At 47.2% G+C, this 25295-nt stretch carries 22 protein-coding genes and 1 other annotated feature; of the genes, 21 read left to right on the top strand and 1 reads right to left on the bottom strand.

From position 1 onward, the window contains the following. Positions 1-33 precede the first annotated feature (33 nt). The 18 genes from ribE to AC3ITG_RS20885 all read left to right on the top strand — a co-directional run bounded on the left by ribE (position 34) and on the right by AC3ITG_RS20885 (position 20865). Positions 34-702 carry a riboflavin synthase gene (ribE, locus tag AC3ITG_RS20970; RefSeq protein ID WP_413372382.1) on the top strand — a complete coding sequence of 223 codons (669 nt, stop codon included), beginning with the start codon at positions 34-36 and terminating at the stop codon, positions 700-702. A 51-nt stretch (positions 703-753) separates the two neighbouring features. After that, on the top strand, positions 754-1995 hold the full coding sequence (locus tag AC3ITG_RS20965) for a bifunctional 3,4-dihydroxy-2-butanone-4-phosphate synthase/GTP cyclohydrolase II (protein WP_413372381.1): 1242 nt from the start codon (positions 754-756) through the stop codon (positions 1993-1995). 86 nt (positions 1996-2081) lie between these two features. Beyond that, positions 2082-2549, top strand: a complete 468-nt coding sequence (ribH, locus tag AC3ITG_RS20960) for a 6,7-dimethyl-8-ribityllumazine synthase (protein ID WP_062324408.1) — start codon at positions 2082-2084, stop codon at positions 2547-2549. Between the two features lie 102 nt (positions 2550-2651). Beyond that, positions 2652-3452 (top strand): segregation and condensation protein A, encoded by an 801-nt coding sequence (locus tag AC3ITG_RS20955; RefSeq protein WP_024630942.1) that lies wholly within the window; start codon positions 2652-2654, stop codon positions 3450-3452. Beyond that, positions 3421-4083 (top strand): SMC-Scp complex subunit ScpB, encoded by a 663-nt coding sequence (gene scpB, locus AC3ITG_RS20950; RefSeq protein WP_489251244.1) that lies wholly within the window; start codon positions 3421-3423, stop codon positions 4081-4083. The genes AC3ITG_RS20955 and scpB overlap by 32 nt, the downstream gene beginning before the upstream one ends. Before the next feature lie 187 nt (positions 4084-4270). Beyond that, complete coding sequence (locus AC3ITG_RS20945) at positions 4271-5002, top strand: DUF2953 domain-containing protein (RefSeq protein WP_489251243.1); 732 nt, start codon at positions 4271-4273, stop codon at positions 5000-5002. A 278-nt stretch (positions 5003-5280) separates the two neighbouring features. Next, complete coding sequence (gene ytfJ / locus AC3ITG_RS20940) at positions 5281-5766, top strand: GerW family sporulation protein (RefSeq protein WP_413372378.1); 486 nt, start codon at positions 5281-5283, stop codon at positions 5764-5766. 130 nt (positions 5767-5896) lie between these two features. Continuing rightward, positions 5897-7084 (top strand): D-alanyl-D-alanine carboxypeptidase family protein, encoded by a 1188-nt coding sequence (locus AC3ITG_RS20935; protein ID WP_489251242.1) that lies wholly within the window; start codon positions 5897-5899, stop codon positions 7082-7084. 18 nt (positions 7085-7102) lie between these two features. Beyond that, the gene (locus AC3ITG_RS20930) at positions 7103-7729 is read left to right on the top strand and encodes a nucleoside recognition domain-containing protein (protein ID WP_489251241.1); all 627 of its coding nucleotides are present in this window, start codon (positions 7103-7105) and stop codon (positions 7727-7729) included. Between the two features lie 6 nt (positions 7730-7735). Next, positions 7736-8269: a spore maturation protein gene (locus AC3ITG_RS20925; protein ID WP_063568317.1), complete on the top strand. Its 534-nt coding sequence runs from the start codon at positions 7736-7738 to the stop codon at positions 8267-8269. Positions 8270-8334: 65 nt separating this feature from the next. Continuing rightward, positions 8335-9153 carry a S1 family peptidase gene (locus AC3ITG_RS20920; RefSeq protein ID WP_489251240.1) on the top strand — a complete coding sequence of 273 codons (819 nt, stop codon included), beginning with the start codon at positions 8335-8337 and terminating at the stop codon, positions 9151-9153. Positions 9154-9374: 221 nt separating this feature from the next. Then, the gene (locus AC3ITG_RS20915) at positions 9375-10124 is read left to right on the top strand and encodes a pseudouridine synthase (RefSeq protein ID WP_489251239.1); all 750 of its coding nucleotides are present in this window, start codon (positions 9375-9377) and stop codon (positions 10122-10124) included. 131 nt (positions 10125-10255) lie between these two features. Further along, a complete protein-coding gene (locus AC3ITG_RS20910; RefSeq protein WP_063568320.1) occupies positions 10256-10783 on the top strand; it encodes a redoxin domain-containing protein in 528 nt (175 codons plus the stop codon). 14 nt (positions 10784-10797) lie between these two features. Further along, complete coding sequence (gene resB / locus AC3ITG_RS20905) at positions 10798-12471, top strand: cytochrome c biogenesis protein ResB (RefSeq protein WP_489251238.1); 1674 nt, start codon at positions 10798-10800, stop codon at positions 12469-12471. After that, entirely contained in the window at positions 12468-13730 is a 1263-nt protein-coding gene (ccsA, locus tag AC3ITG_RS20900) for a cytochrome c biogenesis protein CcsA (protein ID WP_489251237.1), read from the top strand. Before resB ends, ccsA begins: the two co-directional genes overlap by 4 nt. 143 nt (positions 13731-13873) lie before the next feature. Continuing rightward, positions 13874-14590, top strand: a complete 717-nt coding sequence (locus AC3ITG_RS20895; RefSeq protein WP_017687664.1) for a response regulator transcription factor — start codon at positions 13874-13876, stop codon at positions 14588-14590. Next, positions 14559-16043, top strand: coding sequence for an ATP-binding protein (locus AC3ITG_RS20890; protein WP_489251236.1), 1485 nt, complete (start codon positions 14559-14561; stop codon positions 16041-16043). Before AC3ITG_RS20895 ends, AC3ITG_RS20890 begins: the two co-directional genes overlap by 32 nt. A 196-nt stretch (positions 16044-16239) precedes the next feature. Beyond that, a complete protein-coding gene (locus tag AC3ITG_RS20885; protein WP_489251235.1) occupies positions 16240-20865 on the top strand; it encodes a BclA C-terminal domain-containing protein in 4626 nt (1541 codons plus the stop codon). A gap of 102 nt (positions 20866-20967) precedes the next feature. On the opposite strand, the gene serA is transcribed toward AC3ITG_RS20885, so the two are convergent. Next, positions 20968-22563 carry a phosphoglycerate dehydrogenase gene (gene serA, locus AC3ITG_RS20880; RefSeq protein WP_413372370.1) on the bottom strand — a complete coding sequence of 532 codons (1596 nt, stop codon included), beginning with the start codon at positions 22561-22563 and terminating at the stop codon, positions 20968-20970. Positions 22564-22763: 200 nt separating this feature from the next. Further along, positions 22764-22994 (bottom strand) — a binding site (T-box leader). Between the two features lie 346 nt (positions 22995-23340). Between serA and AC3ITG_RS20875 the strand changes: the two genes are divergently transcribed. The 3 genes from AC3ITG_RS20875 to AC3ITG_RS20865 are packed head-to-tail and all read left to right on the top strand — an operon-like array spanning position 23341 to position 25180. Continuing rightward, positions 23341-23934 (top strand): CPBP family intramembrane glutamic endopeptidase, encoded by a 594-nt coding sequence (locus AC3ITG_RS20875; RefSeq protein WP_064636826.1) that lies wholly within the window; start codon positions 23341-23343, stop codon positions 23932-23934. Then, entirely contained in the window at positions 23931-24383 is a 453-nt protein-coding gene (locus AC3ITG_RS20870; RefSeq protein ID WP_413372369.1) for a hypothetical protein, read from the top strand. The genes AC3ITG_RS20875 and AC3ITG_RS20870 overlap by 4 nt, the downstream gene beginning before the upstream one ends. After that, complete coding sequence (locus tag AC3ITG_RS20865; protein ID WP_413372368.1) at positions 24371-25180, top strand: metallophosphoesterase; 810 nt, start codon at positions 24371-24373, stop codon at positions 25178-25180. Before AC3ITG_RS20870 ends, AC3ITG_RS20865 begins: the two co-directional genes overlap by 13 nt. The last annotated feature ends 115 nt before the right edge of the window (positions 25181-25295 follow it).

The following is a 25295-nucleotide window of genomic DNA, read 5'->3' as shown; positions in this document are numbered from 1 at the left end:
AACGATAACGAAATAAATAAAGGAGGCGGTAGCATGTTTACCGGTTTGGTGGAAGAAGTCGGTCAGATCCGGCGGATAGGTCGGAAAGGCGAAGCGATGGTCCTGAATATCGGAGCTTCCGCCATCATGAACGACTTGAAGATTGGCGATAGTGTGGCTGTAAACGGGGTATGCTTAACTGCGACAACCCTGGAGGGTGGCGGATTTACTGCCGATGTGATGCCCGAGACATATCGACATACCAATCTTAGTCAATTGCAATCCGGCAGTAAAGTTAATCTGGAGCGAGCCATGCTGTCAGGTGGACGTTTTGGCGGGCATATCGTTCAGGGCCATGTCGATGGCACTGGGGTCATTGGCAGCATTACACGTGACCAGAATGCAATTGTTTTCGAGATCAAACCTGATGATACGCAGCTGTTCAAATATCTGATACCCAAAGGGTCTGTAACCCTGGACGGAATTAGTCTGACCGTTGTGCATTCTTCACAGACCGCATTTACTGTATCCATTATTCCACATACCATTGGTGAGACCGTATTAAATGTGAAAAAGACGGGAGATACCATCAATATTGAGTGTGATATTTTGGGCAAATATGTGGATCATCTGCTGCACTATGGTAAAGGACATCAGGAGACCGGTGCGGGCAAGCCGAGAAGTATCAGTGAGGATTTCCTCGCTAATCACGGATTTGCTTAACTAATTGAATAACCACAAATATAAATTGAAATGGAAACTGGAGGGGGACCTATGTCAGCAGAGCAATCCATTCTGAATCCTATTGAGGAAGCCATCTACGATCTTATGCAGGGTAAACCCGTCATTGTGGTGGATGATGAGGATCGGGAGAATGAAGGCGACTTTATCGCTTTGGCGGAAAAGGCTACACCTGAAGTGATCAATTTCATGATTACCGAAGGCAGAGGTCTGGTATGTGTTCCCATTACGCAGCAACGTGCCGATGAACTCAACCTGAAACCTATGGTTCAGCAAAATACGGACTTTCATGGGACGGCCTTTACCGTCTCTGTAGATCATAAAGATACCACAACGGGCATCTCGGCTCATGAACGCTCCATTACAGTTAAGGGTCTAATCGATCCCGAAGCGAAAAGCGGAGATTTCCGCAAGCCGGGCCACATGTTCCCACTTATCGCTAAAGATGGCGGTGTGCTACGACGCGCGGGCCACACGGAAGCGGCTGTAGATCTCGCTATTATGTGCGGTTCCTATCCGGCAGGTGTAATCTGTGAAGTGATTAAGGAAGATGGCACGATGGCGAGACTTCCGGATCTGCAGGAGATCGCCCGCAAGCATGATCTGAAGTTGATCAGCATTCAGGACATGATTCGGTACCGAAATGAGAAGGAACAGTTGGTTAAACGCGAAGTAGCTGTACGTATGCCAACGGACTTTGGTGAATTCCAGGCGGTTGCATACACAAATGCGGTGGACAACAAGGAGCATGTCGCTTTGGTTAAAGGCGAAATTGACGGATCGAAGCCTGTATTGGTCCGCGTACACTCTGAATGTCTCACTGGGGATGTATTCCATTCTCATCGATGCGACTGTGGTCCACAATTCGATGCAGCATTGAAACAGATTCATGACGAAGGCAATGGCGTCTTGCTCTATATGAGGCAGGAAGGACGAGGCATTGGACTGATCAACAAGCTCAAAGCCTACAAACTGCAAGAGGAAGGTCTGGACACCGTAGATGCCAATCTGAAGCTTGGGTTTGCTGCCGATCTTCGAGATTACGGCATTGGTGCCCAAATTCTCAAAGATCTTGGCGTTCGTCAAATCCGGTTGTTAACCAATAATCCACGCAAAATTAAAGGGCTTGAAGGCTACGGACTTGAAGTGGTGGAACGAGTTCCGATTCAGATGGAAGAGAACGAGGATAATACGGTCTACTTGCACACGAAGCAGGCGAAGCTCGGCCATATGTTAAAGTTCGACGATATCGAGCAGAATGAAGAAAAAAACTGAGTAGCTTTTCTGAGGTTAAACAGGATGATATATTCGCCGAAGATCAGCTGCGTACATCATATAATACAATTAGGGAGATGACTTGAATGCCACACTTTTTTGAAGGACATTTGGTATCAGAAGGATTAAAATATGGAGTGGTTGTAGGACGTTTTAACGAATTCATTACAAGTAAATTGCTCAGCGGAGCACTGGATGCGTTCAAACGTCACGGTGTACAAGATAATGAAGTGGATGTAGCCTGGGTTCCAGGAGCCTTTGAGATCCCGTTGATTGCCCAAAAAATGGCTGAAAGTGGAAAATACGATGCTGTCATTACGTTGGGGACGGTTATCCGTGGTTCAACAACACATTATGATTATGTGTGTAATGAGATGGCTAAGGGTGTAGCCGCAATTAACCTTAAAACAGGCGTACCTACAATCTTCGGCCTGGTTACAACAGAGAATATTGAACAGGCTATTGAGCGTGCTGGAACAAAGGCAGGAAACAAAGGCTGGGATGCAGCTACTGCCGCTATTGAAATGGCGAACTTGACGAAACAGCTAAAATAGTGCTTATTTAATATAGTGCCCTGCTCAGCGCAGACGAAAACGGGAGACCGGATTCGGCGGCTTAGCGGGGGTTTTTATTTTTCTGGCGGGAGGATTCGTCTAGTGACGGTAGTTACATACAAACTGGAGACTTTTGAAGGGCCTTTGGATCTGCTGCTTCATCTGATCGATAAGGCAGAGATTCATATCCAGGATATTCCCATCAGCGATATTACCGATCAATATATGGCGTATCTGCATTCGATGCAGGAGCTGGAGCTGGATATTACAAGTGAATTTCTGGTAATGGCGGCAACACTTCTGTCGATCAAGAGCAAACTATTACTGCCCAAACCACCGGTAATCGAGGATTTTGAGGATTATGCATATATGGAAGATGAAGATTATGATCCACGTGCAGAACTGATTGCACGTCTGATTGAATATCGCAAATACAAAGGAATTGCGCGTCACTTGCACGAACGGGAGTGGGAACGCAGCCTTATTTTCTCTAAAGAGCCCGAGGATTTGCGACCGTATATGCCTGTAGAAGCACAATCGAATCCGGTCGAAGGTTTGCATACCTCGGATCTGATTGCTGCCTTCCAGAAGGCGCTGCGCAAGGCGGAGAAGCGGACAACCGTAACTCGGATCCAGCGGGATGAAATCTCGGTTAAGGATCGTATTCGCGATGTCATCGGCGCGTTGGAAAGTATGGGACCGGGAGGCAGGCTGTTATTCTCCAAGCTGCTTGATAACCAAATTTATCGGCACGAGATTGTTGTAACTTTTCTGGCGGTGCTGGAGCTGATGAAGATGAAGCAGATTGTTTGTTATCAGGAGCGGATGTTTGAGGATATCGTTATGGAGTGGAGAGGGGAAACAAAGAATCATGGATTTTCCGAAATTGAAATCGATTATTGAAGGCCTGCTGTTTTTGTCCGGAGAAGAAGGTCTGAGCATCAAACAAATCGCCGAAATCGTGGATCAGCGAACCGAACTGGTGTCGGATGCGATTGAGGAAATGATCGCTGAATTTGCCAAGCAGGGACGAGGCGTACAAATTCTTAAAATTGCGGGGGTAGTCCAACTGGGTACCTTGCCGGAACATGCGGCTTATTTTGAGAAATTGGCTTATTCACCAGCACGGACCTCTTTATCCCAGGCGGCTCTGGAGACACTCGCTATTGTGGCGTATCGTCAGCCCATCACGCGGGTGGAGATTGAGGAGATCCGTGGCGTAAAGTCTGAACGTGCCCTCCATACACTTGTGAATAAGGATCTCATTCAGGAAGTGGGACGAGCTGAGGCGATTGGACGCCCAATTCTATATGGGACTACCAAGTCTTTCCTAGACTACTTTGGTCTGGCTTCGCTCAAAGATCTGCCTGAGCCAGGGTTGTTTGAAGATTCCGAAAACCTGGAGGAAGAAACACAGTTGCTCTTTGAAAAATTGGATGTGCAACATGTGGACCTGGACCTGGACAGTACAAATCTCGAAGACGATGCAAATGCAAACGATATAAATAATGAAGATGATCCTTTGAATTCATAACTTTGGAGTCTGGATCGATCCCAAACCGGTACCCCGTCGGGGTACCGGTTTTTTGACATCGTAGCGGAATGGATTGCAAGGGAGTGGTCCAAAGATTAAATGGAATTTTCAGGTCAGACGTGAATTTTTTCCTATATAGAGTGCCATACTAGACGAGAAAAGAATTGAGGGCTTGGAGGTAAGGCCTGTGTGGATTTGGCTTGGAGGAATCGGCTTGTTGATCGCACTGCTTCTTGTCGCAGTCCTCATCTCGTATGTTCATGTGCATTTTACATTCAGGAAACACAATCATGATGATTATGCCAAGATTACGGTTCGTCTGCTATATGGCATTGTGCGTATTAACTATGAAATTCCTAGTATTGTCTTTCGTAATATGAAGGAAGGTTTTCTGGTGAAAACGGAGCAGCGAATGAATCATTCGAGGGGAGAAGCCCAGAGCAGCGAGCGTGTTAACAAACGTAAAGTAAAAAAATGGGCTAAGGATGTAAAAATCATGCTCAGGGCAACGGAAGCATTAAAGCTCTGGATCAAGCAAACACTCACTCGTATACATATGACTCATTTGTCCTGGTCTACCCGTGTTGGCGTAGGCGACGCGGCGTATACGGCTGTTCTCATCGGCTGGGTGTGGAGTATCAAGTCGATAATTGTTGGATATCTTTCATATCAGATCCATCTTGAACGAACGCCTGTCCTGCAAGTTGTGCCGGTGTGGGAAGACGAGATGGAGTTCCAAACCGAGCTGGATTGGAAAATAAAAATCCGGACTACAGCAGTCATGGTTGCAGGATTTATGTTGTTAACACGTGTGCTCCAAGTAGAGGGAGGATGGCGGATGTGGTTCAAACTCTTACAAGAACAACGGCGCAGACGCAAGCTAAAGCTCAAGAAACAACACAGTAAATCGCAAATATAAGTGTATGTATTGTCCCCATGTTATATTGATTTCATGAAGATGACTGCGGGTGGTGGGTGGAACTATGCGCCTTACCTAGATCTATTCGGTAATTAAGAAGACACCGAGTATACGGGAATTTTCCACAGTTTTTTTGCAACTGCGGGTTTTATTTTGCCGAGTCAGCGGTTTGAAGTATTGAGGTTTAGTTAAATGGCTGGCTTACATAAGTCCCTTCAAGTTTGGGGATGATATGGTTAGATCAAACCTAGCTTAAAATGAAACTGGAGGGAATATAAATGTCAGATCATCCAATTCAAGGCTTAATGGAAACCGCAATGGAAAATATCAAGGCCATGGTGGATGTCAATACAATCGTAGGCGATGCGGTTGAAACACCTGATGGTACCGTGATTTTGCCGATCAGTAAAGTGGGATTCGGATTCGCTGCGGGTGGCAGTGATTTTCATGTAAGTGATGGAAGCAGCAAAGGTGGAAGCGGCGGAAGTAGTACCACTGAACATGCCAGCTCCTCATCGGTTGCTTCACCATTTGGAGGCGGAAGCGGGGGCGGCGTATCCATTCGTCCTATCGCGTTCCTGGTAGTTGGCAAACAGGGTGTTCACATCGTGCCGCTTGACAACTCAACTCATCTTTTCGAGAAATTGATTGATTCCACACCGTATGTGATGGATAGAATCCAGGACATGTTCCGCAATCGTAATACAGCACAACCTGCGGAGTCCGGCATTCCTGTTACACCTGATCCTTCTACGTACAGCTAAATGATTCGGTTAAATCCCTTCCGCAGCACATGCGAGAGGGATTTTTTCTGTTTTCTAACACTGGGACATACTTCGGGTTGTCCTGTCATAAGCTAGTACAAGATTCCAAGTGACCCGGAGGAATGAATCGATGCGAAAATTAATGAAATTTATGGCATGTATGCTTGTACCTTTGTTTCTATTTCCCTCATTTGGGCTTGCTGAAGCCCAGGGAACCATACCTGGCCCCTCAACCCATGCGCAAAGCGCTGCTCTCATTGATGTGACGTCGGGCCGAATATTGTACAGCAAAGATGGGGATAAGGAACTGAGAATTGCCAGCTTGACCAAAATCATGACGGCGATTGTAGCGATTGAACACAGTAAACTGGACGACAAAGTAAAGGTAACTTCTTCGGCTTTTGCCAAAGAAGGCTCGTCCATCTATCTCAAACTGGGTGAAGAAATGACGCTGGAAAACATGCTGTATGGACTGATGTTGCGATCAGGCAACGATGCGGCCTCAGCGATTGCTGAACATGTCGGTGGATCTGAAGAAGGTTTTGTCCTGTTAATGAACAAAAAGGCAGAGCAAATTGGTCTGACCCATTCCCATTTTATGAATCCCCATGGACTTGACGCAGACGGTCATTACTCCACCGCCAATGATCTGGCACGCTTAACCGCGTACGCGCTCAAGAATCCGGTATTCAAACGTATTGTAGCTACAGAGAACAAGTCGGCTCCAAATCCGAATGAGAGCTGGGAGTACTCCTGGCAAAACAAAAATAAAATGCTGCGGTTGTACGAGGGAGCCGATGGCGTGAAGACCGGATATACCAAAAAGGCGTTCCGTTGTCTGGTCAGCTCTGCTACTCGCAATGGGCAACAGCTTGCTGCAGTAACCCTGAATGACGGCGATGACTGGAATGACCATGCACGTATGCTGGATTTCGGTTTTGAAAACTTCCCTTTGGTGGAAATTGCAAAAAAAGAACAGCTTGTACAAAACACGGATGTGGTCACAGGCCGCGGGTTCACCTATCCACTGGCGAAGAGTGAGACATCCTCGTTGACGAAAAAGCTGATTTTACTCGAAAACCGTGCACAGGAGAGTACAGAGGGAGATGCAAAAAAGACAGATCCTTCTTTTGGACTGGCCGGCCGAATTGATATGCAGCTTGACGGGAAACTTGTGGGTTCAATTCCTGTGTATCGCAAAGGAAGTTATATTCCGCCAGAGCCGAAGACAGAGGATGCAACTCTGGGAGGGATCGGTGAGATTTCTACCTGGGCTTCCGCATGGCGCGCAGTATTAAGCCATTTGTTATCTCCATAATGAGGGGAGGGTTATCCTTTGATCAATTTAATCTGGCTTCTCATGATCCTAACCGGATTTGCTTTTGCAGCAGCACAAGGCAAAATTGAAGTCGTTACGCAAGCGGCTTTTGATGGAGCAGCAACCGGAGTAACGGTATGTTTTGGGCTGATCAGTGTGCTCGTGTTTTGGATGGGTATGATGAAAATGGCTGAGGATGCCGGGCTGCTGGGACGAATCGCGAAGCTACTGGGTCCGGTTGTTGGCTTTTTGTTCCCGGATGTTCCGCGGAATCATCCAGCCATGGGCTACATTTTATCGAACATGAGTGCCAATCTGCTCGGCCTAGGCAACGCGGCAACCCCAATGGGGATCAAAGCCATGCAGCAACTGCAAGAGCTGAATCCGGATAAACAAACTGCGTCCCCTGCCATGTGCACTTTGCTGGCTCTGAATACAGCGAGTATCACCATTATTCCGACAACCCTGATAGCCATTCGACTTAATTATCATTCTGCGAATGCCACGGAAATTGTAGGCACCACGCTAATGGCAACCATTATTGCGACATTTGCAGCTATCGTAGCCGATCGCTGGTACCGAAACAGGGCACTTCACAGGCCGCCGCGTGTACATAAAAGTGACAATCCCGGTATGAAAGGATGAGCAACGTTGTTAACCTTCATCAACTGGATTTCCGTCTGGGCCATTCCGGTTATCATCGCGTTTGTTCCATTATATGCGTTTACCAAAAAGGTCCCGGTCTACGAATCTTTTGTTGATGGGGCCAAAGATGGCTTCTCTACGGCAATCAGCATTATTCCCCATCTGGTTGGCATGATGGTAGCGATCAGTGTATTCCGTGCTTCCGGTGCATTGGATTATGTGATCAGCCTATTCGCACCACTTGTGTCCTGGATGGGGGTTCCGGGAGAAGTATTGCCGCTCGGTATTTTGCGTCCTTTGACCGGGACAGGCTCGCTTGCCTTTACGACTGACCTGATCAAAACCTATGGACCTGACTCTATGATTGGTCGCATGGCATCCACGATTCAAGGGAGTACGGATACAACACTATATGTATTGACTGTTTATTTTGGAGCCGTAGGTATACGCAATGGTCGCTATGCGCTCAAAGTAGGGTTGTTTTCCGATCTGGTTGGATTCATTGCTGCCTTGGTTATTTGTTTAATTGTATTTGGATAAAAAATATGCCCTCTCCTTCCGATATACGAATTATGCTAGAATGATAGCGGAGGAGAGTGAGAACCATGCAAAAGAGTTGGAAAAGAATGCTCCGCTTTGGGATATCAGGTATGCTTGCCATTGCGTTGCTTGCAGGACAGACGGGACTGGCTGCGGCTCAAGCCATTAATACGATTCATTTTACGGGTTACTTCGATAAACAACTACGTGCTCAGTTGGCCGTTACAGCGGATTCTTTTCCAGTTGTGAACGTACGTCTGGTCAAACAGGATGAACCCGATACAGTATATTATGATGTAGGTACATCCATACTGATCGCCAAGGATGAGGTGCTAACCAACTATCATGTCGTTCAGGATTATGCTGAACTGTCTGATGGGGATGAAGGCACACTTACTGTAGCAAGCCCAGGTCATCTGGACAAGCCGGTTAAAGCGAAAATCGTTAAAACAGATCCGGTGACAGATATGGCATTGCTGAAGCTGGACAAAGAAATCGACGCACAACCGGTGACGTTTGCAAATGCGAAAGATAATCAAATCGTCTATACCATCGGTTTTCCTAAAAATTCCGCCGGGGAACTTGTGCTGTTGGACGAAGATTTCCCTTCAACTTATAATACAATCGCCAAGAGCCGAGTATTTAATTCACAAGATTCTGATGTTCCAGGCAAGAAGGGCATTGGCAGTATCGTAAAATCAGTGGCACAAGGCAATTCAGGTGGCCCTGTTCTGGACCAGAACAATCGGGTTATTGGCATGATGACCTTTGTATACGGAGGACGTACTTATTATATTACTTCCAAAACGTTGCAATCCTTCATTAAAGAAAGTGCAACCCCTACGAAAAAACAGGTCGTTGTTGCTGGTAAAGTAGCCAATTAAACTTATTCATGTTGCAGTGGTTACATATGGTTGAAATTGAACGGCTCACCTTAACGCTCCTGTCGCATACCGGCATTGAGAAGGTGAGCTTTTTTGGCCTAAATTCATAGATAAATGCAGCTCAAAAGGTGTTTACAACCTCTGCGTTAACAAAATCGATGGATTATCCTTGTGATTTCCGGCCTTGATGGGTATCATTAGTGTGAGGTGACATGACAAACATGGAAAGATTACAAAAAATTATCGCACAGGCAGGCATTGCATCCCGCCGCAAGAGCGAGGAACTGATCCTGTCCGGCAAAGTAGAAGTTAACGGGGAGGTCGTAACCGAACTGGGTACGAAAGCGAACCCCGAAGAGGATATGATTACGGTTAATGGTAAACCGATCCGCAGTGAAAAGAAAGTGTACATGATGTTGAACAAACCGAAGGGTGTTATCACAAGTGCTTCAGACCCGGAAGGTCGGAAAATTGTATCCGACTATCTTAAAGGTGTCAAGGAACGGGTATACCCAGTGGGTCGTCTGGATTATGACACAGAAGGATTGCTCATTCTGACCAATGATGGCGAGTTTGCGCATTTGTTGACGCATCCGAAGCATCACGTACCCAAAACGTATCATGCAACCGTTAAAGGTGTTCCACATGGTACGGCTCTGGAGAAATTAAAGACAGGCATTATGCTGGACGACGGTATGACAGCTCCGGCAGAGATTGAGTACAAAGATGTGGATACTGCAGCAAATGAATCTGTTATCTCTATTACGATTTACGAAGGGCGTAACCGTCAGGTTAGACGTATGTTCGAAGCGATTAACCATCCGGTAACACGTCTGAAACGGATTTCGTTTGGTGGTATTTTGCTTCAAAACCTGAAACGGGGACTCACACGCAATCTAACCAAAGAAGAAGTCAACAACCTGATTACGCTCGCAAAATCAGAACCCGCCAAAAAAATGAAAAAAAGGTAATGTGAGGACACATAATTTTCATAAAAGCGCCGCAGTTTTGTGACGAAATTCGCTATAATTGTTCATAGGATGTTCACAGTTGTCCAAGACCGTTATATGCGAATGCTAGTCACTTAAAAGGGGAGCAGCACATGGGGAAATCAAGAAGAGCGGTGCAAATCGTCATTTTGTTATTGATCCTGGTGTTGGGCGGATATGCGATTACTACATCGGTATCCGGCTCGAATGGCAAGCCAAAAGAAGGGGACAAGGCTCCTTCTTTTGAACTGCTGGGCCTGGATGGACAAGTTCATACGTCTGAGGAATACAAAGGCAAAGCCATGGTGATCAACTTCTGGGGAACATGGTGTGAGCCTTGTGTCAAAGAGATGCCTGCGCTACAAGCGCAAGCAGACAAATGGAAGGACCAGGGTGTGCAATTTGTAGGTATCAATGTTGGGGAAGACCAGATGACCGTGGAAAATTTTGTTCGACAAGTGGGCGTTACGTTTCCGATTATGCTCGACCGTGACAAAAACTCGATCCGGGATTTTGGCATATCTCCGATGCCAACGACATTTTTTGTCTCCGATACGGGCAAAATCTCCACCATTCATATCGGTCAACTTGATTTGGACACACTTGACGCTCAAATTTCACAACTGGCGAAACAGCCCTGACAGGAGGTCTAGTCGTGTTCCAAAATACGAAGTGTGAGTGCGGACACCAGAATCCGGTGGGCACTGTGCTGTGTGAAGCATGCGGCAAGCCGCTGCTGGAGGCCGAGGTCAAATCGGATGAAGTATTGGAAATGCGTTATGATGGCATGGCGCGTCGTTCGCAGCGTTTGAATCCCAAAATTATTGACCGCATATGGAACTTTTTCTCATCGGTCAAAATTGCTGTTTACATGATTGTGTTTACACTTGTAGGTTCCATGTTGGGCACGATCTATCCACAAGAAAGTACATTTCTGAATATTGATCCATCCGTATATTACAAGGACACATACGGTCAATTGGGTCACATCTATTATCTGCTGGGTCTGTCCCATACATACGAATCCTGGTGGTTTATTTTGCTACTGGTGCTGATCGGTGCCTCACTGGTCATATGCAGTCTTGACCGGGTACTTCCACTATACAAAGCGCTGAATAAACAGAAAATACGCAAACACATGCAGTTTCTTACACGCCAGCGACTGGTGTACCAAGGTTCCATAGCTGAGGCATCAGAAGACTGGATTAAGAAAGCGGTTACGCCGCTTAAAAAGAAAGGTTATCGCGTGCATACCGAGGGTACTGCATTGCTGGCTGAGAAACATCGATTCAGTCGCTGGGGGCCATATGTTATCCATATCGGATTGATTATCTTTCTGCTCGCAGTACTTGCTCGAGGACTTCCCGGGCTGAATCTGGATGAGCATGTTGCTTTTCCCCAAGGGGAAATCAAAAAAATACCGAATACCTCCATGTATTTGAAAAATGAACAGTTTAATGTTGAATTTTACAATGAAGATGAGGTTCCAGAACAGTTCCGTAATTTGAACAAAACCGTTCCAAAACTATTTGAAACCAAAGTGGTATTGTACGAATGTACGGCAGATTGCTCGGATCCTTCGAAAAAACCTCAATTGACCGAGGTGGACCGACATGATGTTCGAGTGAACCATCCACTGAATTACCACGGATTAAAAGCATATCAATTTGATTATGATCTGACACCAACGATTCGTTCGGTAACGCCTGATTTGGTCAATGCCCAGACGGGTGAGAAGTATGGAGCAATCCAAATTGCTATGGTGGATACGCAGCGAACGTTTGAAGCTGGACCCTATAGTCTGAGTGTTAAAGAAAAATATATGGATTTTGGGCTGGATGAAAATGGAGAACCCAAATCAAAATCTCCTTCACCGAATGCGCCTGCCTTTCTTTTTAACATCAAGGGACCCAATTTACCTGAAGCGGGAATGCAGTATTTATATTTTGCGAAGCAGATAGATAAACAGCGTTTTCAACAGGACGCAATTAACAAACAGCTGAATGGAGGAGAAATTCCTTTGCAGCTAGAGGTTGACAGCATGGATAAGGTGGACATCATTCAATCCGTGAGTTACCTCAATATCCGTATTGATAAGGCCATGCCTTTTGTATGGGTTGGTGCAGGAATCGTTATGTTGGGTCTGGTTATGGGCTTTTACTGGCACCACCGACGTATTTGGATTCGGATTGATGATGGACAGCTCACCCTAGGCGGCCATACGAACAAAAACTGGTTTGGATTTAGGCGTGAGATTGCAGCTGTGTTAAAACATATGAATGTGGAAGTGGATGAGAAGTCGTTGGATAACGGGGGGAACCAAACATGAGTTTATTGGATTTCAGCAGCGACGCATTTATCGTATCTTTTTTTCTATATTGTGCTGCATTTATGTTATATGGCGTTGCCGTCATGGGCAAGAAATGGAGTAATCGTGACCCGCAAGCTCATGTAGAACGCTGGGGGAAACGAGCCTTTATTGCATCAACTGTTGCACTAGCTGCACATCTTATCTTCTTTGGTACACGCTGGGCTGGAGCAGGCCATATACCAGTAAGTAATATGTATGAGTTTATGAGTTTTCTTTCCATGATGATTATGGTGGCATTTATTGTAGTTTACGCCATATATCGCAAGTCGTTGCTAGGATTATTTGCATTGCCACTAACCATCATTATTATGGCATATGCAGCCGTATTTCCTCAGGAAGTACAGCCGCTGATCCCTGCATTGCAATCGATATGGCTCAAGATCCACGTGACGTTGGCTGCACTTGGCGAGGCATTCTTCGCCGTAGGCTTTGCGGCAGGATTCATGTACTTGTTACGCACAGTCGATTTCAGTGGCAAGGATAAGTCATCCATACGCCAGCGCGGTTGGGTTGAGTTTACATTAATCACTATCGTCATTGTGGTTGGGTTTATCGGGTCGGTATTTGCTTTCCGTGCATCCGGATATGAGGCGGTTTTTGTTCAGAAAACCACTAGTATTGACACAGAGGTACAGGAAAATAGTACAATAGAGAAAGTGATTTATCGCATGCCTCCTATATTTGCACCTTATAATAGCGAAGTGGAGAGCATAAAACCGTTTCTTGGCATGAAGGAACCTTTGCTCGAGACACCTTCCTGGATGAACGGAGTTAATGCTGGACGAAAACTGAATACGGTAGTCTGGTCTTTGATTGTAGGGCTGATCTTATATGGACTTATTCGTTTAATTGTAAGAAGACCGCTTGGACAAGCTCTGCAACCGATGCTGGATGGCATTGATGCCGATGATCTCGATGAGATTAGTTATCGGGCAATTGCTATAGGATTTCCTATATTTACATTAGGAGCATTAATTTTCGCTATGATCTGGGCCCAGATTGCCTGGAGCCGCTTCTGGGGATGGGACCCCAAAGAGGTCTGGGCTTTGATAACATGGTTATATTATAGTGTGTACCTGCATTTGCGTTTGTCCAGAGGTTGGCAGGGCCGCAAGTCTGCATGGCTTGCAGTACTTGGATTTTTGGTCGTTATGTTTACGCTCGTAGGTGTGAATTTGATCATCGCCGGGTTGCATTCTTACGCAGGGGCAGACTAGGATAGGTAGTTTCGTGAAGTTCCCGAGAGAAATCCATGAAACACATACGTAAGCCCCTACGTCCAATGGGGCATTCAAATATTGTTCGCCAGATCGAACATAATAGAAGTGATGAGGAGTTATTGCAAAGGGGCTGGAGTGGAATGGCTGAACATGAGAACCGTATACTAGTCGTGGATGACGAGGAAAGAATCCGACGGCTTTTGAAAATGTATCTCGAAAAAGAAGGTTATGAAATCGATGAAGCAGAGGATGGGGAAACTGCGCTACGAAAAGCAACTGCAGGTGACTATGGTCTGATTTTGCTTGATGTGATGTTGCCGGGCATGGACGGCGTTGAAGTATGTACCCGTTTGCGTCAGGTAAAATCAACTCCGGTTTTGATGCTTACTGCAAAAGGCGAAGAAATTAACCGTGTTCAGGGGTTTGAAGTTGGAGCAGATGATTATGTCGTTAAACCGTTCAGTCCACGTGAAGTGATTTACCGGGTGAAGGCGATTCTGCGCCGTTCTTCTGCGACAGCTTATCTGTCTAAGGAGAGTAATTCAAGCAACAATATTGTGTTTCCTCATTTGGTCATCGAACATGATGCTCACCGCGTAACCGCAGGTGGGGAAGAGATCAGTCTAACACCGAAAGAATATGAACTGTTGCATTATCTCGCGACATCTCCAGATAAAGTTTTCTCCAGAGAAGAGCTGCTGAAGGATGTATGGAACTATGAATTCTTTGGTGATCTTCGTACTGTGGATACACATGTGAAGCGTCTTCGCGAGAAGTTAAACAAGGTTTCGCCAGAATCAGCGGCGATGATTACGACGGTGTGGGGTGTGGGTTATAAACTGGAAGTACCGAAGTAGTTTTAGTTTCTGGAGATCGCTGGTTGGGAAGTTATGGATTACGATTATTTGCCTTGTGGGCTGTGTACTCATAGCATTGGGTCTTTTTTTGCTGCCGTATATTGATACGAATTTTGCGGAGTCTGAGTCGAGAGATATCAAACGTTTGTTCACGTATGTTTGTATTATCGGTTTCAGCTTGACGACTTTTTTTGCGCTGTTTCTTTTTACGAAAATTACGCAGCCGATGCAGCAGTTAATTCAGGCAGCTAATGCGATTCGGAAAGGAAATTACGGTACCCGTCTCTCCCTTGTAACGAGCGATGAGATTGGAGAATTGGGTAATACATTTAACCACATGGCTGCACAGCTGGAAGATAACATTCGCAACCTTAACCATGAGAAAGAACATTTGGCGAGCGTGCTCCGAAGCATGACCGATGCGGTAGTTACATTCGATGGGGAGGGGAAAGTTATTTTGACGAACCCCCCTGGAGAGAAAATCATGCAGGCTTGGTGTGATTTGGACTGGGCACAGATGGGCGAGGGACAGGATTCAGAGAGTTCAGTGAGTTCTTCACGAGATGTGCCGGAACCACTCGTTCCTTTGTTCAAAATGGTGATGGAGCAAGGCGGCGATCAGAACTCTAACGTGCATGTGCAGCAGGGAGTCTGGTCTGTTCAGATGGCGCCTTTATACGCAGATAGTGTCGTACGGGGTGCTGTAGCTGTGCTTCGTGACGTAACGGAGGAAGTACGACTGGAGAAGATGCGTCGTGATTTTGTCGCAAACGTCTCTCACGAAATACGTACTCCGCTATCCATGATGCAAGGGTATAGTGAAGCTCTTTTGGATGGGATGGCGGCTTCTCCAGAAGAAAGTGAAGAATTAATTCAAGTGATTCATGATGAGTCTTTGCGTATGGGCAGATTGGTTAAAGATCTGCTTGATCTTGCCCGAATGGAAGCGGGTCATACGGATATGGCTGTGAAGGAAGTGGACCTTGTTGAACTATTGGAACGAGTATACAGAAAGTTCTCGGTACGTTCCAAAGAACAGGGTATCCACCTTCGGTTTGAGTGCAGACAGACTTCGATTGAACTTCACCAGGCTGATGAGGACCGGCTTGAACAGGTATTTACAAATTTGCTGGATAATGCGTTTCGGCACACTCCATCAGGCAAAAATGTTGTCATATTGGCAGAGCTGTTAACCGATATCCGGACACCTGTAGCTAAAGTGACTGTAAAAGATGAGGGCGTAGGCATTCCGTCTTCTGATTTGCCTTTCATCTTTGAACGATTCTACAAAGCAGATAAGGCTCGCGTTAGGGGTGAAAGTGTCGGTACAGGACTTGGGCTCGCAATTGTAAAAAATATTGTTGATGCCCATCATGGTACCATTATCGTTAATAGTGTACTTGGCGAAGGTACAGAGTTTATTTTACAATTTCCTGTGGATTCTTCGAAATAGCCCGATTTCATACAAAAAGTGCGAAAGCACCCTCATGCTGAGGGTGCTTTTTTTGTTGAACAGTACCGTTTAATCTTGTTCAACGTGGAACAGTATGTTCACATTTTTTGCATCAAATAATGTGTCCAAGATAATTTTGCCTCTCATGAAACATAAGCTTGAAAAGCGAAGAGGTTAAAGGAGGAGTGGATTAGGCATGTCTGATGAAAGAAAACGGGTCAATATTAAGGCCTTTCTGGAAGGAAGATCTTTTCGAGCGGGATCACCGTTTATTCCAATAACATCAAGTGAAGTGGAGCAGTTTCAGTCTACTTTGAACTCTCTCGCAGTGACTATTCCCGCAGCAGTCAGCCAGCCTACTGCGGCCAATATTTTGGCTTTGCAAAACAGTTTACGGAATTTACTCCATTTCGTTAATACTTCCGGTTTCCGAGCTGGGGTGAAAGCAGAACTGCAAGGGGTTCTGGAGCTAACCATTGCCGGATCTGAGGTTGTGCCTACGGCCTTAATTAATTTGGCGGGAAATCTGCAAAACTTACTGGATGATTTGTTAAGTGTGACATTGCTTTTGGAGGTTCCACCACCAGAAAAAGATAAACTTATAGGGTTGATTCGATCCATATCCGTATCATTGAGTCGAGCTACAAGTTCGTTCGGTACATCGGGAACTCCAGGCCCTCCAGGCCCCCCGGGAGTACCAGGGGTTCCGGGTGTACCCGGAGTGCCAGGTCCAGCCGGGCCAGGAGGAGCAGTTGGGCCAGTAGGTCCTGTAGGTCCTCTAGGGCCCCAAGGCGTACAAGGCCCGCAGGGGGTGCCGGGAGTTGGACTGAATGATATTTCCGTTTTTGATCCCACTCAGGCACCTAGCTATGTGCAAGGTCAAGTAGTTTCGTATAACGGCAGTCTTTATGTTGTTAATGTGAATGGAGCCACGGGTGTACCGGGGAGTTCTCCAGACTACACGTTGTTTTTGTCAGGCGGAACAACCGGAGTAACAGGGGGAGGTTTAACGGGCTCTGTTCCATTCGATCCGGCGCTTGCACCAGGTTATCCGGCAGGACAAATTATAACATTTGGCGGTAGTACCTACATTACTAATGTGGCATCGCCAACGGGAACACCTGGCAGTTCACCGGATTATACTTTGCTAGCAGCGGCCGGAGCCACCGGGGCAACAGGTGTGGGACTCGGTGGTTCCGTTCCGTTTGATCCAGCAGTAGCACCAATGTATCCAGAGGGTCAGGTCGTAACATTTGACGGAAGTACTTATATAACAAATGTGGCATCGCCAACAGGAACTCCTGGTAGTTCGCCGGATTACACACTTTTGGCGGGGGCAGGACCTACAGGGGCAACGGGAGCCAACGGAATAGGTTTAAGTGGAATATTACCGTTTGATCCGACGGTAGCACCAACCTATCCAGCGGGTCAAGTTGTGACATTTGACGGTAGTACCTATATTACCAATGTAGCTTCACCCACTGGAACCCCAGGTACATCACCAGACTACACCTTGCTTGCTGGTGCAGGAGCTACCGGTGCAACCGGAGCAACAGGCGTGGGCTTGAATGGAGCAGTTCCATTTGACCCAGCAGTGGCCCCAACATACCCGGCCGGTCAAGTCGTAACTTTCGATGGCAGTACGTATATTACAAATGTGGCATCGCCAACGGGAACGCCGGGAACATCCCCGGATTATACATTGCTTGCAGGCGCAGGACCAACGGGGCCTACGGGTGTAACGGGAGCGACTGGAGTAGGTTTGAGTGGGATCGTCCCATTCAATCCAGCGGTAGCACCAACGTATCCAGCGGGTCAAGTGGTGACGTTTGACGGCAGCACGTATATTGCGAATGTGGCATCACCAACGGGAACACCAGGTACTTCACCAGACTACACTTTGCTTGCGGGTGCAGGTGTTACAGGTGCAACCGGAGCAACAGGCGTGGGCTTGAATGGAGCAGTTCCGTTTGACCCAGCAGTAGCACCAACGTATCCGGCTGGTCAGGTCGTGACATTTAACGGAAGTACTTATATAACAAATGTGGCATCGCCAACGGGAACGCCGGGAACATCCCCGGACTATACATTGCTTGCAGGCGCAGGACCAACGGGGCCAACGGGTGTAAAAGGAGCAACTGGAGTAGGTTTGAGTGGGATTGTACCGTTTGATCCGGCGGTAGCGCCAACGTATCCAGCGGGTCAAGTGGTGACGTTTGACGGCAGTACGTATATTGCGAATGTCGCATCACCAACGGGAACACCAGGCACATCCCCGGATTATACGTTGTTGGCAGGCGCGGGAGCCACGGGTGCTACAGGGGCAACCGGAGTTGGTGTAACCGGCGCAACAGGAGATACCGGTGCAACGGGAGCCACGGGTGCAGGCCTGACGGGCGTTGTCCCATTCGATCCGGCAGTAGCCCCAACATACCCAGCGGGTCAAGTCGTTACGTTTGATGGCAGCACGTATATTGCAAATGTGGCATCACCAACGGGAACGCCGGGAACATCACCGGATTACACGTTGCTTGCTGGCGCGGGAGCCACGGGTGCGACAGGGGCAACCGGAGTTGGTGTAACCGGTGCAACAGGAGATACCGGTGCAACGGGAGCAACAGGCGCAGGCCTGAGTGGGATTGTACCGTTCGATCCAGCGGTAGCGCCAACGTATCCAGCGGGTCAAGTGGTGACGTTTGGAGGCAGTACGTATATAGCGAACGTGGCATCGCCAACAGGAACGCCGGGAACATCCCCGGATTACACATTATTGGCAGGTGCAGGAGCTACGGGAGCAACAGGAGCAACCGGAGTTGGTGTTACGGGCGCAACCGGGGATACCGGTGCAACGGGAGCCACAGGTGCAGGCTTGACAGGCGTTGTCCCATTCGATCCAGCGGTAGCACCAACGTATCCAGCGGGTCAGGTGGTGACATTTGACGGCAGTACGTATATTGCGAATGTGGCATCGCCAACGGGAACACCAGGAACGTCCCCGGATTACACGTTGTTGGCTGGCGCAGGAGCCACGGGTGCAACAGGTGCAACGGGAGTTGGTGTAACGGGCGCAACAGGAGATACCGGTGCAACGGGAGCCACTGGTGCAGGCTTGACGGGCGTCGTCCCATTCGACCCAGCGGTAGCACCAACGTATCCAGCGGGTCAGGTGGTGACGTTTGACGGCAGTACGTATATTGCAAATGTGGCATCGCCAACGGGAACACCAGGAACGTCCCCGGATTATACATTGCTTGCTGGCGCGGGAGCCACGGGTGCGACAGGGGCAACCGGAGTTGGTGTAACTGGAAGTACCGGAGCGACAGGTGATACGGGTGTAACGGGAGTCACTGGGGTTACCGGCGATACAGGAGCTGCGGGAGTAACTGGAGCCACGGGTGTCAGTATAACGGGAAGTACCGGAGCGACAGGTGATACGGGTGTAACGGGAGTCACTGGGGTTACCGGCGATACAGGAGCTGCAGGAGTAACTGGAGCCACGGGTGTCAGTGTCACCGGTGCAACAGGAGAAACCGGAATAACAGGAGTGACGGGAGAGACAGGAATAACTGGGGCCACCGGGGTTACGGGATTAACGGGAGCCACAGGGATCGGTGTTACAGGATCGACAGGGGCCACCGGAATAACGGGAGTCATCGGAGCGACGGGAATAACCGGGGTCACCGGGGTTACGGGATTAACGGGAGCCACAGGGATCGGTGTTACAGGATCGACAGGGGCCACCGGAATAACGGGATTCACCGGAGCGACAGGAATAACTGGGGCCACCGGGGTTACGGGATTAACGGGAGCCACAGGGATCGGTGTTACAGGATCGACAGGGGCCACCGGAATAACGGGATTCACCGGAGCGACGGGAATAACTGGGGTCACCGGGGTTACGGGATTAACTGGAGCCACAGGGATCGGTGTTACAGGATCGACAGGGGCCACCGGAATAACGGGATTCACCGGAGCGACGGGAATAACCGGAACAACCGGGGTTACGGGAGTAACTGGAGCAACAGGAATAACTGGGGCCACCGGTGTCACTGGAGTAACGGGTGAAACCGGAATCGGAGTCACTGGAACAACGGGAGCAACGGGAATAACTGGAAGCACCGGGGTTACAGGAATAACAGGTGCAACAGGAGTCGGTGTCACTGGATCAACAGGAGCTACCGGAATAACGGGTGCAACGGGCGTAGCAATTGGAATCACCGGAGCCACGGGTGTGACGGGAATTACAGGGACTACGGGAGCAAGCGGAACAACTGGGGTTACCGGGGCAACAGGAGTTACTGGAGCAAGCGGGGCAACTGGAGCTACCGGAGCAACTGGAGTAACGGGTGCCACTGGGGTGAGCGTTACAGGAGCAACAGGCGTAACAGGAGTCACCGGGGGTACAGGTGCAACGGGAACCTCTGTAACCTCTAACTCGGCTTACGGTGAGAACACAAGTGGAACCATCGTTGTTATTTTGGGCGGAACACTAATTCCATTGCCAAATAACCAAAATATAGGCACAGGCATAACCATCAATGGAACGAATGACACCTTCACTCTAGCCAATGCAGGGCGTTACTATATCTCTTACAAAATAAATCTGACAGCCGCACTTGCTATTCAATCCCGTATTTTACTTAACGGAACAGCAATTCCGGCGAGTGTAGTTTCACCATTACTTTCCCTCAGTCAGTTGCAGTCTGACTTTATTGTGACGGTAACTGCTGGATCAACAATCCAGTTCCAATTATTTGGGCTTGTTGCTACAGCTGTCCTCTCTCCACCAGGCGCTACAATAAACATTATTCAATTAGCTTAATGCATGAATTACGCTATTAAAAAGGAATTTTGATTTTATAAAAAAGAGACGAACCGGATAAGGGTTCGCCTCTTTTTATCTTATAAGTGATTAGTCCGTCAGTTAATTCAATACAATTTCAACGGCTGTATTTATTTCTTGAAGAGCTGCGAGTTGCACAAGCACATCTTTTGGAACTTCTTTGTCAACAGTCAGAATCATGATAGCTGCTCCACCAATGATTTTACGTCCAACCTGCATAGAGGCGATGTTAACTTCGTTCTCTCCAAGCAAAGTCCCAACACGTCCGATAATACCCGGTTTATCATTATGAGAAATCAGAACTTGGTGACTTTCTGGAGCAATATCCACTGGGAATTTGTCCAGACGCACGATCCGCTCTCCATAACCTGCAAGCAGTGTGCCCGCAACACGACGTTCCTCGGCATCCTGAGTCGTCACAAGTGTGACGGTAATCAGATTTGTAAATCCTTTAGTGGCCGATGTTTGGCTAACCACTACGTTGAGATCCCGCACTTTAGCCAAATGCATGGAGTTGACAATATTGGCTTCTCCGCCTAAATGTCTTGCCAGAATACCCTTTACAATGTAACGAGTCAAAGGAGAAGTATCCACTTCAGACAGATCTCCAGCGTAGTCGATCCGAATTTCCTGAACTGCATTTTGAGTAATCTGAGCTGCAAAGCTACCCAGTGTTTCACCCAGTTTAAAGTACGGCTGCAATTTGTTCATTACAGTTGGGGCTACTGCAGGCATGTTAACTGCGTTTTTGAACGGTTCATTGCGCAGAATATGCAGGACTTGCTCGGATACGTCGATCGCTACATTTTCTTGTGCTTCTACTGTGGATGCACCAAGATGAGGCGTTACAATAATGCTAGGATGATTCAGGAACGGGTGATCAGCAGCTGGTGGTTCGCTCTCGAATACGTCAAATGCTGCACCAGCAACGATACCTTCATCAATTGCTTCTACAAGTGCCATTTCGTCAACGACTCCACCGCGGGCACAGTTGATAATACGCATGCCTTTTTTCATCACTTCGAATTGTGGACGGGAAATCATATGGCGTGTCTCAGGTGTTAATGGTGTATGAACGGTCATGAAGTCGGCATTGCGAATGATGTCATCCACACTAGCCAGCTTAACTTGAAGTTTTTCTGCTCGATCTTGAGTGAGGAACGGGTCATAAGCTAGAATATCCATTCCGAATGCTTTGGCACGTTTAGCTACTTCGCTACCGATTCGTCCCATACCGAGCACACCCAGCGTTTTATTTCTTAACTCCACACCCAGGAAGGTTTTACGATCCCAAGTACCTTGAATCGTTTTGGCATATGCCTGAGGAATATGTCGTGCCAGTGCCATCATCATGGCAAATGTATGCTCACATGTCGTAATCGTGTTACCGTCAGGGGCGTTAATAACAATGATACCGCGTTGGGTAGCAGCTTCCAAATCAATGTTATCTACGCCTACGCCAGCACGTCCGATGACTTTAAGGTTTGTACCTGCCTTCATAATACGATCCGTTACACGAGTCTGACTTCGAACTAGAAGGGCATCATAATCGCCGATAATTGCAACAAGCTCATCTTCGCTAAGACCTGTTTTCTTCTCAACTACAACATCATTTGCATCCACCAGTTGCTGGATTCCCAGATCACTAATGGGGTCCGACACTAACACTTTGTACATGGTTTCTTCCTCCTTAGGTATGTGTATCTATATCGTCAAGGTCTCACCTCACGAAAGAGGCATTCCTTAAAACCGTTGAAACTCTTCCTCCCAACAACGCGGTGTCGCAGCAGAGGAGGAGGGTGTAACAAATAGGGCGATTCCCACGTTTGTACTCTAAAATAAATCAAAAAACTCTCAATCCACATACTGCTTGCGCAATAAGGGACGAGAGTTGTCGTGGTACCACCCTAATTCACCGCCGTTTCGCAACGACAGTCTTAGCGGTCAATGAAGACCGAAGAGGATAACGGGTCTAAACCGATTGCACCTACTCCAATTTCAATGCAATAACTCAGGAGCGCTCAAGATCATCTGCCTGCCACCGATTTACACCATCCATCGGCTCTCTGTAAGACAAAGCAACATCTTTTTTCCATCATCGTGTTTAACGTGACTAATTTTTTCATAATGTATCATGGCTGACATGAGCATGTCAATAGGCTTAAATGTTTTAATTCGATTTACTAATGTCATTTTCTTCAGTGGAGGAGAAGGCGTATAGATGTTAAGAATTGACTTCCTTGATCAATTAAAATAGCTCGATTACAAGCTGTTTTGTGAACTGGATTTTAACACATTAATGAACTAATTCATTGGATATGGCTTCGCTGAAAAACCGGGACTTGGGGCAGGCCTTGAACCTATTTGGTTTTTTGGCTATCATTTAGTATACTATCCGATTGGAGAACGAACTTGTTATCCATCAAATATAAGTCAAGAGGACAGACACAGGCGATGAAAAAATTAAAGTTTCCCAAGTTCAAGATTCAGAAGGCTGAACCACAGCAACTTACCGAGCGTTTGCTTCTGATCAATCTATACTTTACACAAGGGTTAACTTTGATCATTGGGGTTGTATGGATTTTATTGCAGAAGAGAAATCTTTTTGATGTGCTTGCGTGGCCTGACAGTTACCAGTTTATTTGGTGGGGGCTTGGTCTTGCTGGCATTATGCTTGTTATGGACTTGGTTCTTTCTTATGTTATTCCTCAAGAAAGCATGGACGATGGGGGAATTAACGAGATGCTGTTTCGCAAGCGTCCAATCTGGCACATTGTATGCATAGCAGCCATCGTTGCTGTTTGTGAAGAATTGTTATTTCGTGGAGCCATACAGCATGCGTTAGGGCCTTACTGGACAAGTATTTTATTTGCGGTCATCCATATACGCTATTTGCGGCACTGGATTCCGACTGGTTGGGTATTTGTTTCGAGCTATGGATTGGGTTGGATTTACATGCAATCCGGCACATTATGGGCGCCTATATTATGTCATTTTATTATTGATTTGGTGTCTGGATTAGCGATACGTTTTCGGAGGGGATCATGAATCAGCAATTAAGTAGAATGAAGACATACGGCAGTCAGCGCCATCGTCACTCGGATAAGACAGAGACATCTGAGCGTCCTGAAACTTCTCAAGTAAATCTGGTTGTTGAACCAGCTGCTGCCTCAGAGGTGGGAGGACTCACACCAATTACCTCTGTCTCCATACCAAGATCACAACGCAAGTCTTTTACATCATCGCTAGAAAGTCCGGTACTTCCCCGGCGGGCTCCAGCACGTGCCAATAAAGCAGAAAAGTCAGCCGAAGAATCAGTTTCCGAAGCGGGCACACTCCCTACGCGGACTGAGCTTCATCCTTCTCGCCGTTTACGTCTAAGTAAACGATTTGTTAATTCGCTCATTTTTATATTTGTTTTGCTCACAATCAGTCTGGTTTGGTGGGGAATAAAAGGAGCGCCTCCTCTGGATACTTTCCTTCCATGGCCATGGTAATACTGGCCTGGTTCGTTGCCGTTATTTTGGCCGGGATTGCCTTGCTGGTTCATATGTGGCGTGAGGCGCATCTCCATCACATTGTTTCAGAAGAGGTTGAAGTTCCGAATTTGCCCTCTTCTTTTGATGGCAGCAAAATCCTGTATTTATCTGATATCCATAAACGCAAGCTGAAAAAGAATGATCTGGAACATCTTCGAAATCAGGTGGACTGGGTTATCATTGGGGGAGATGTGGCGGAAAAAGGAATTTCATGGCCCATCGTCAGACATAATATGAGCTTATTATCGTATATTGCACCTACCTTTACGGTGTACGGTAACCATGATAAAAGAGCAGGGACTGTGCATCTCGAACGTATATTCCGAGATACGGGCGTTCAACTTTTACAGGATTCTACCGCCTACCTTCGTAAAGGCAAAAGCAAATTGTGTCTGGTCGGAGTTGATTATCGTTCACGGCGAGGGGATTCGCTGCTTGCAGAATTGAACACCAAAGATTGCAAGATTGCCATCGTGCACGATCCCTTAGAGGCTCTTCACTTGAATGAACCTGTTGATCTGATATTGAGTGGTCACACCCACGGTGGACAATTGGTATTTCCGGGCTTCGGCCCCGTCTTTCTTAACAAAGCGTACCGCTCCGTGTCTAGCGGGTGGTTCTCTCTGAAAAAGGATGGTAATGATACCGAGCAAGAAGGCAAAATGCTGGTTAGCAAAGGATACGGAACAAATCATTTGCCGTTCAGACTTTGTTGTCCCGCGGAAATGCATATCATCACTTTGCGAATGCTCTAAAACAAACAGCCTTGATCCTATTCGGATCAAGGCTGTTTGTTTTAACTTTGTGTGTTCTTTTATGTCAATTCCAACTCATCAATTATTGAGATTAAGCCGAATATCAGGAAAATAA

This window comes from Paenibacillus sp. GL_099_B (assembly GCF_057835695.1).
The sequence above is the reverse complement of the archived record's forward strand: the minus strand, read 5'-3'. Positions and strand labels throughout refer to the sequence as shown.

Coding starts and splice junctions, on each gene's coding strand:
- scpB (WP_489251244.1), top strand. CDS start 3,421: ATGGATTTTCCGAAATTGAAATCGATTATTGAAGGCCTGCTGTTTTTG.
- AC3ITG_RS20935 (WP_489251242.1), top strand. CDS start 5,897: ATGCGAAAATTAATGAAATTTATGGCATGTATGCTTGTACCTTTGTTT.
- AC3ITG_RS20895 (WP_017687664.1), top strand. CDS start 13,874: ATGGCTGAACATGAGAACCGTATACTAGTCGTGGATGACGAGGAAAGA.
- ribH (WP_062324408.1), top strand. CDS start 2,082: ATGCCACACTTTTTTGAAGGACATTTGGTATCAGAAGGATTAAAATAT.
- AC3ITG_RS20865 (WP_413372368.1), top strand. CDS start 24,371: ATGGCCATGGTAATACTGGCCTGGTTCGTTGCCGTTATTTTGGCCGGG.
- AC3ITG_RS20920 (WP_489251240.1), top strand. CDS start 8,335: ATGCAAAAGAGTTGGAAAAGAATGCTCCGCTTTGGGATATCAGGTATG.
- ytfJ (WP_413372378.1), top strand. CDS start 5,281: ATGTCAGATCATCCAATTCAAGGCTTAATGGAAACCGCAATGGAAAAT.
- ribE (WP_413372382.1), top strand. CDS start 34: ATGTTTACCGGTTTGGTGGAAGAAGTCGGTCAGATCCGGCGGATAGGT.
- AC3ITG_RS20875 (WP_064636826.1), top strand. CDS start 23,341: ATGAAAAAATTAAAGTTTCCCAAGTTCAAGATTCAGAAGGCTGAACCA.
- AC3ITG_RS20910 (WP_063568320.1), top strand. CDS start 10,256: ATGGGGAAATCAAGAAGAGCGGTGCAAATCGTCATTTTGTTATTGATC.
- AC3ITG_RS20870 (WP_413372369.1), top strand. CDS start 23,931: ATGAATCAGCAATTAAGTAGAATGAAGACATACGGCAGTCAGCGCCAT.
- AC3ITG_RS20915 (WP_489251239.1), top strand. CDS start 9,375: ATGGAAAGATTACAAAAAATTATCGCACAGGCAGGCATTGCATCCCGC.
- ccsA (WP_489251237.1), top strand. CDS start 12,468: ATGAGTTTATTGGATTTCAGCAGCGACGCATTTATCGTATCTTTTTTT.
- AC3ITG_RS20965 (WP_413372381.1), top strand. CDS start 754: ATGTCAGCAGAGCAATCCATTCTGAATCCTATTGAGGAAGCCATCTAC.
- AC3ITG_RS20885 (WP_489251235.1), top strand. CDS start 16,240: ATGTCTGATGAAAGAAAACGGGTCAATATTAAGGCCTTTCTGGAAGGA.
- serA (WP_413372370.1), bottom strand. CDS start 22,563: ATGTACAAAGTGTTAGTGTCGGACCCCATTAGTGATCTGGGAATCCAG.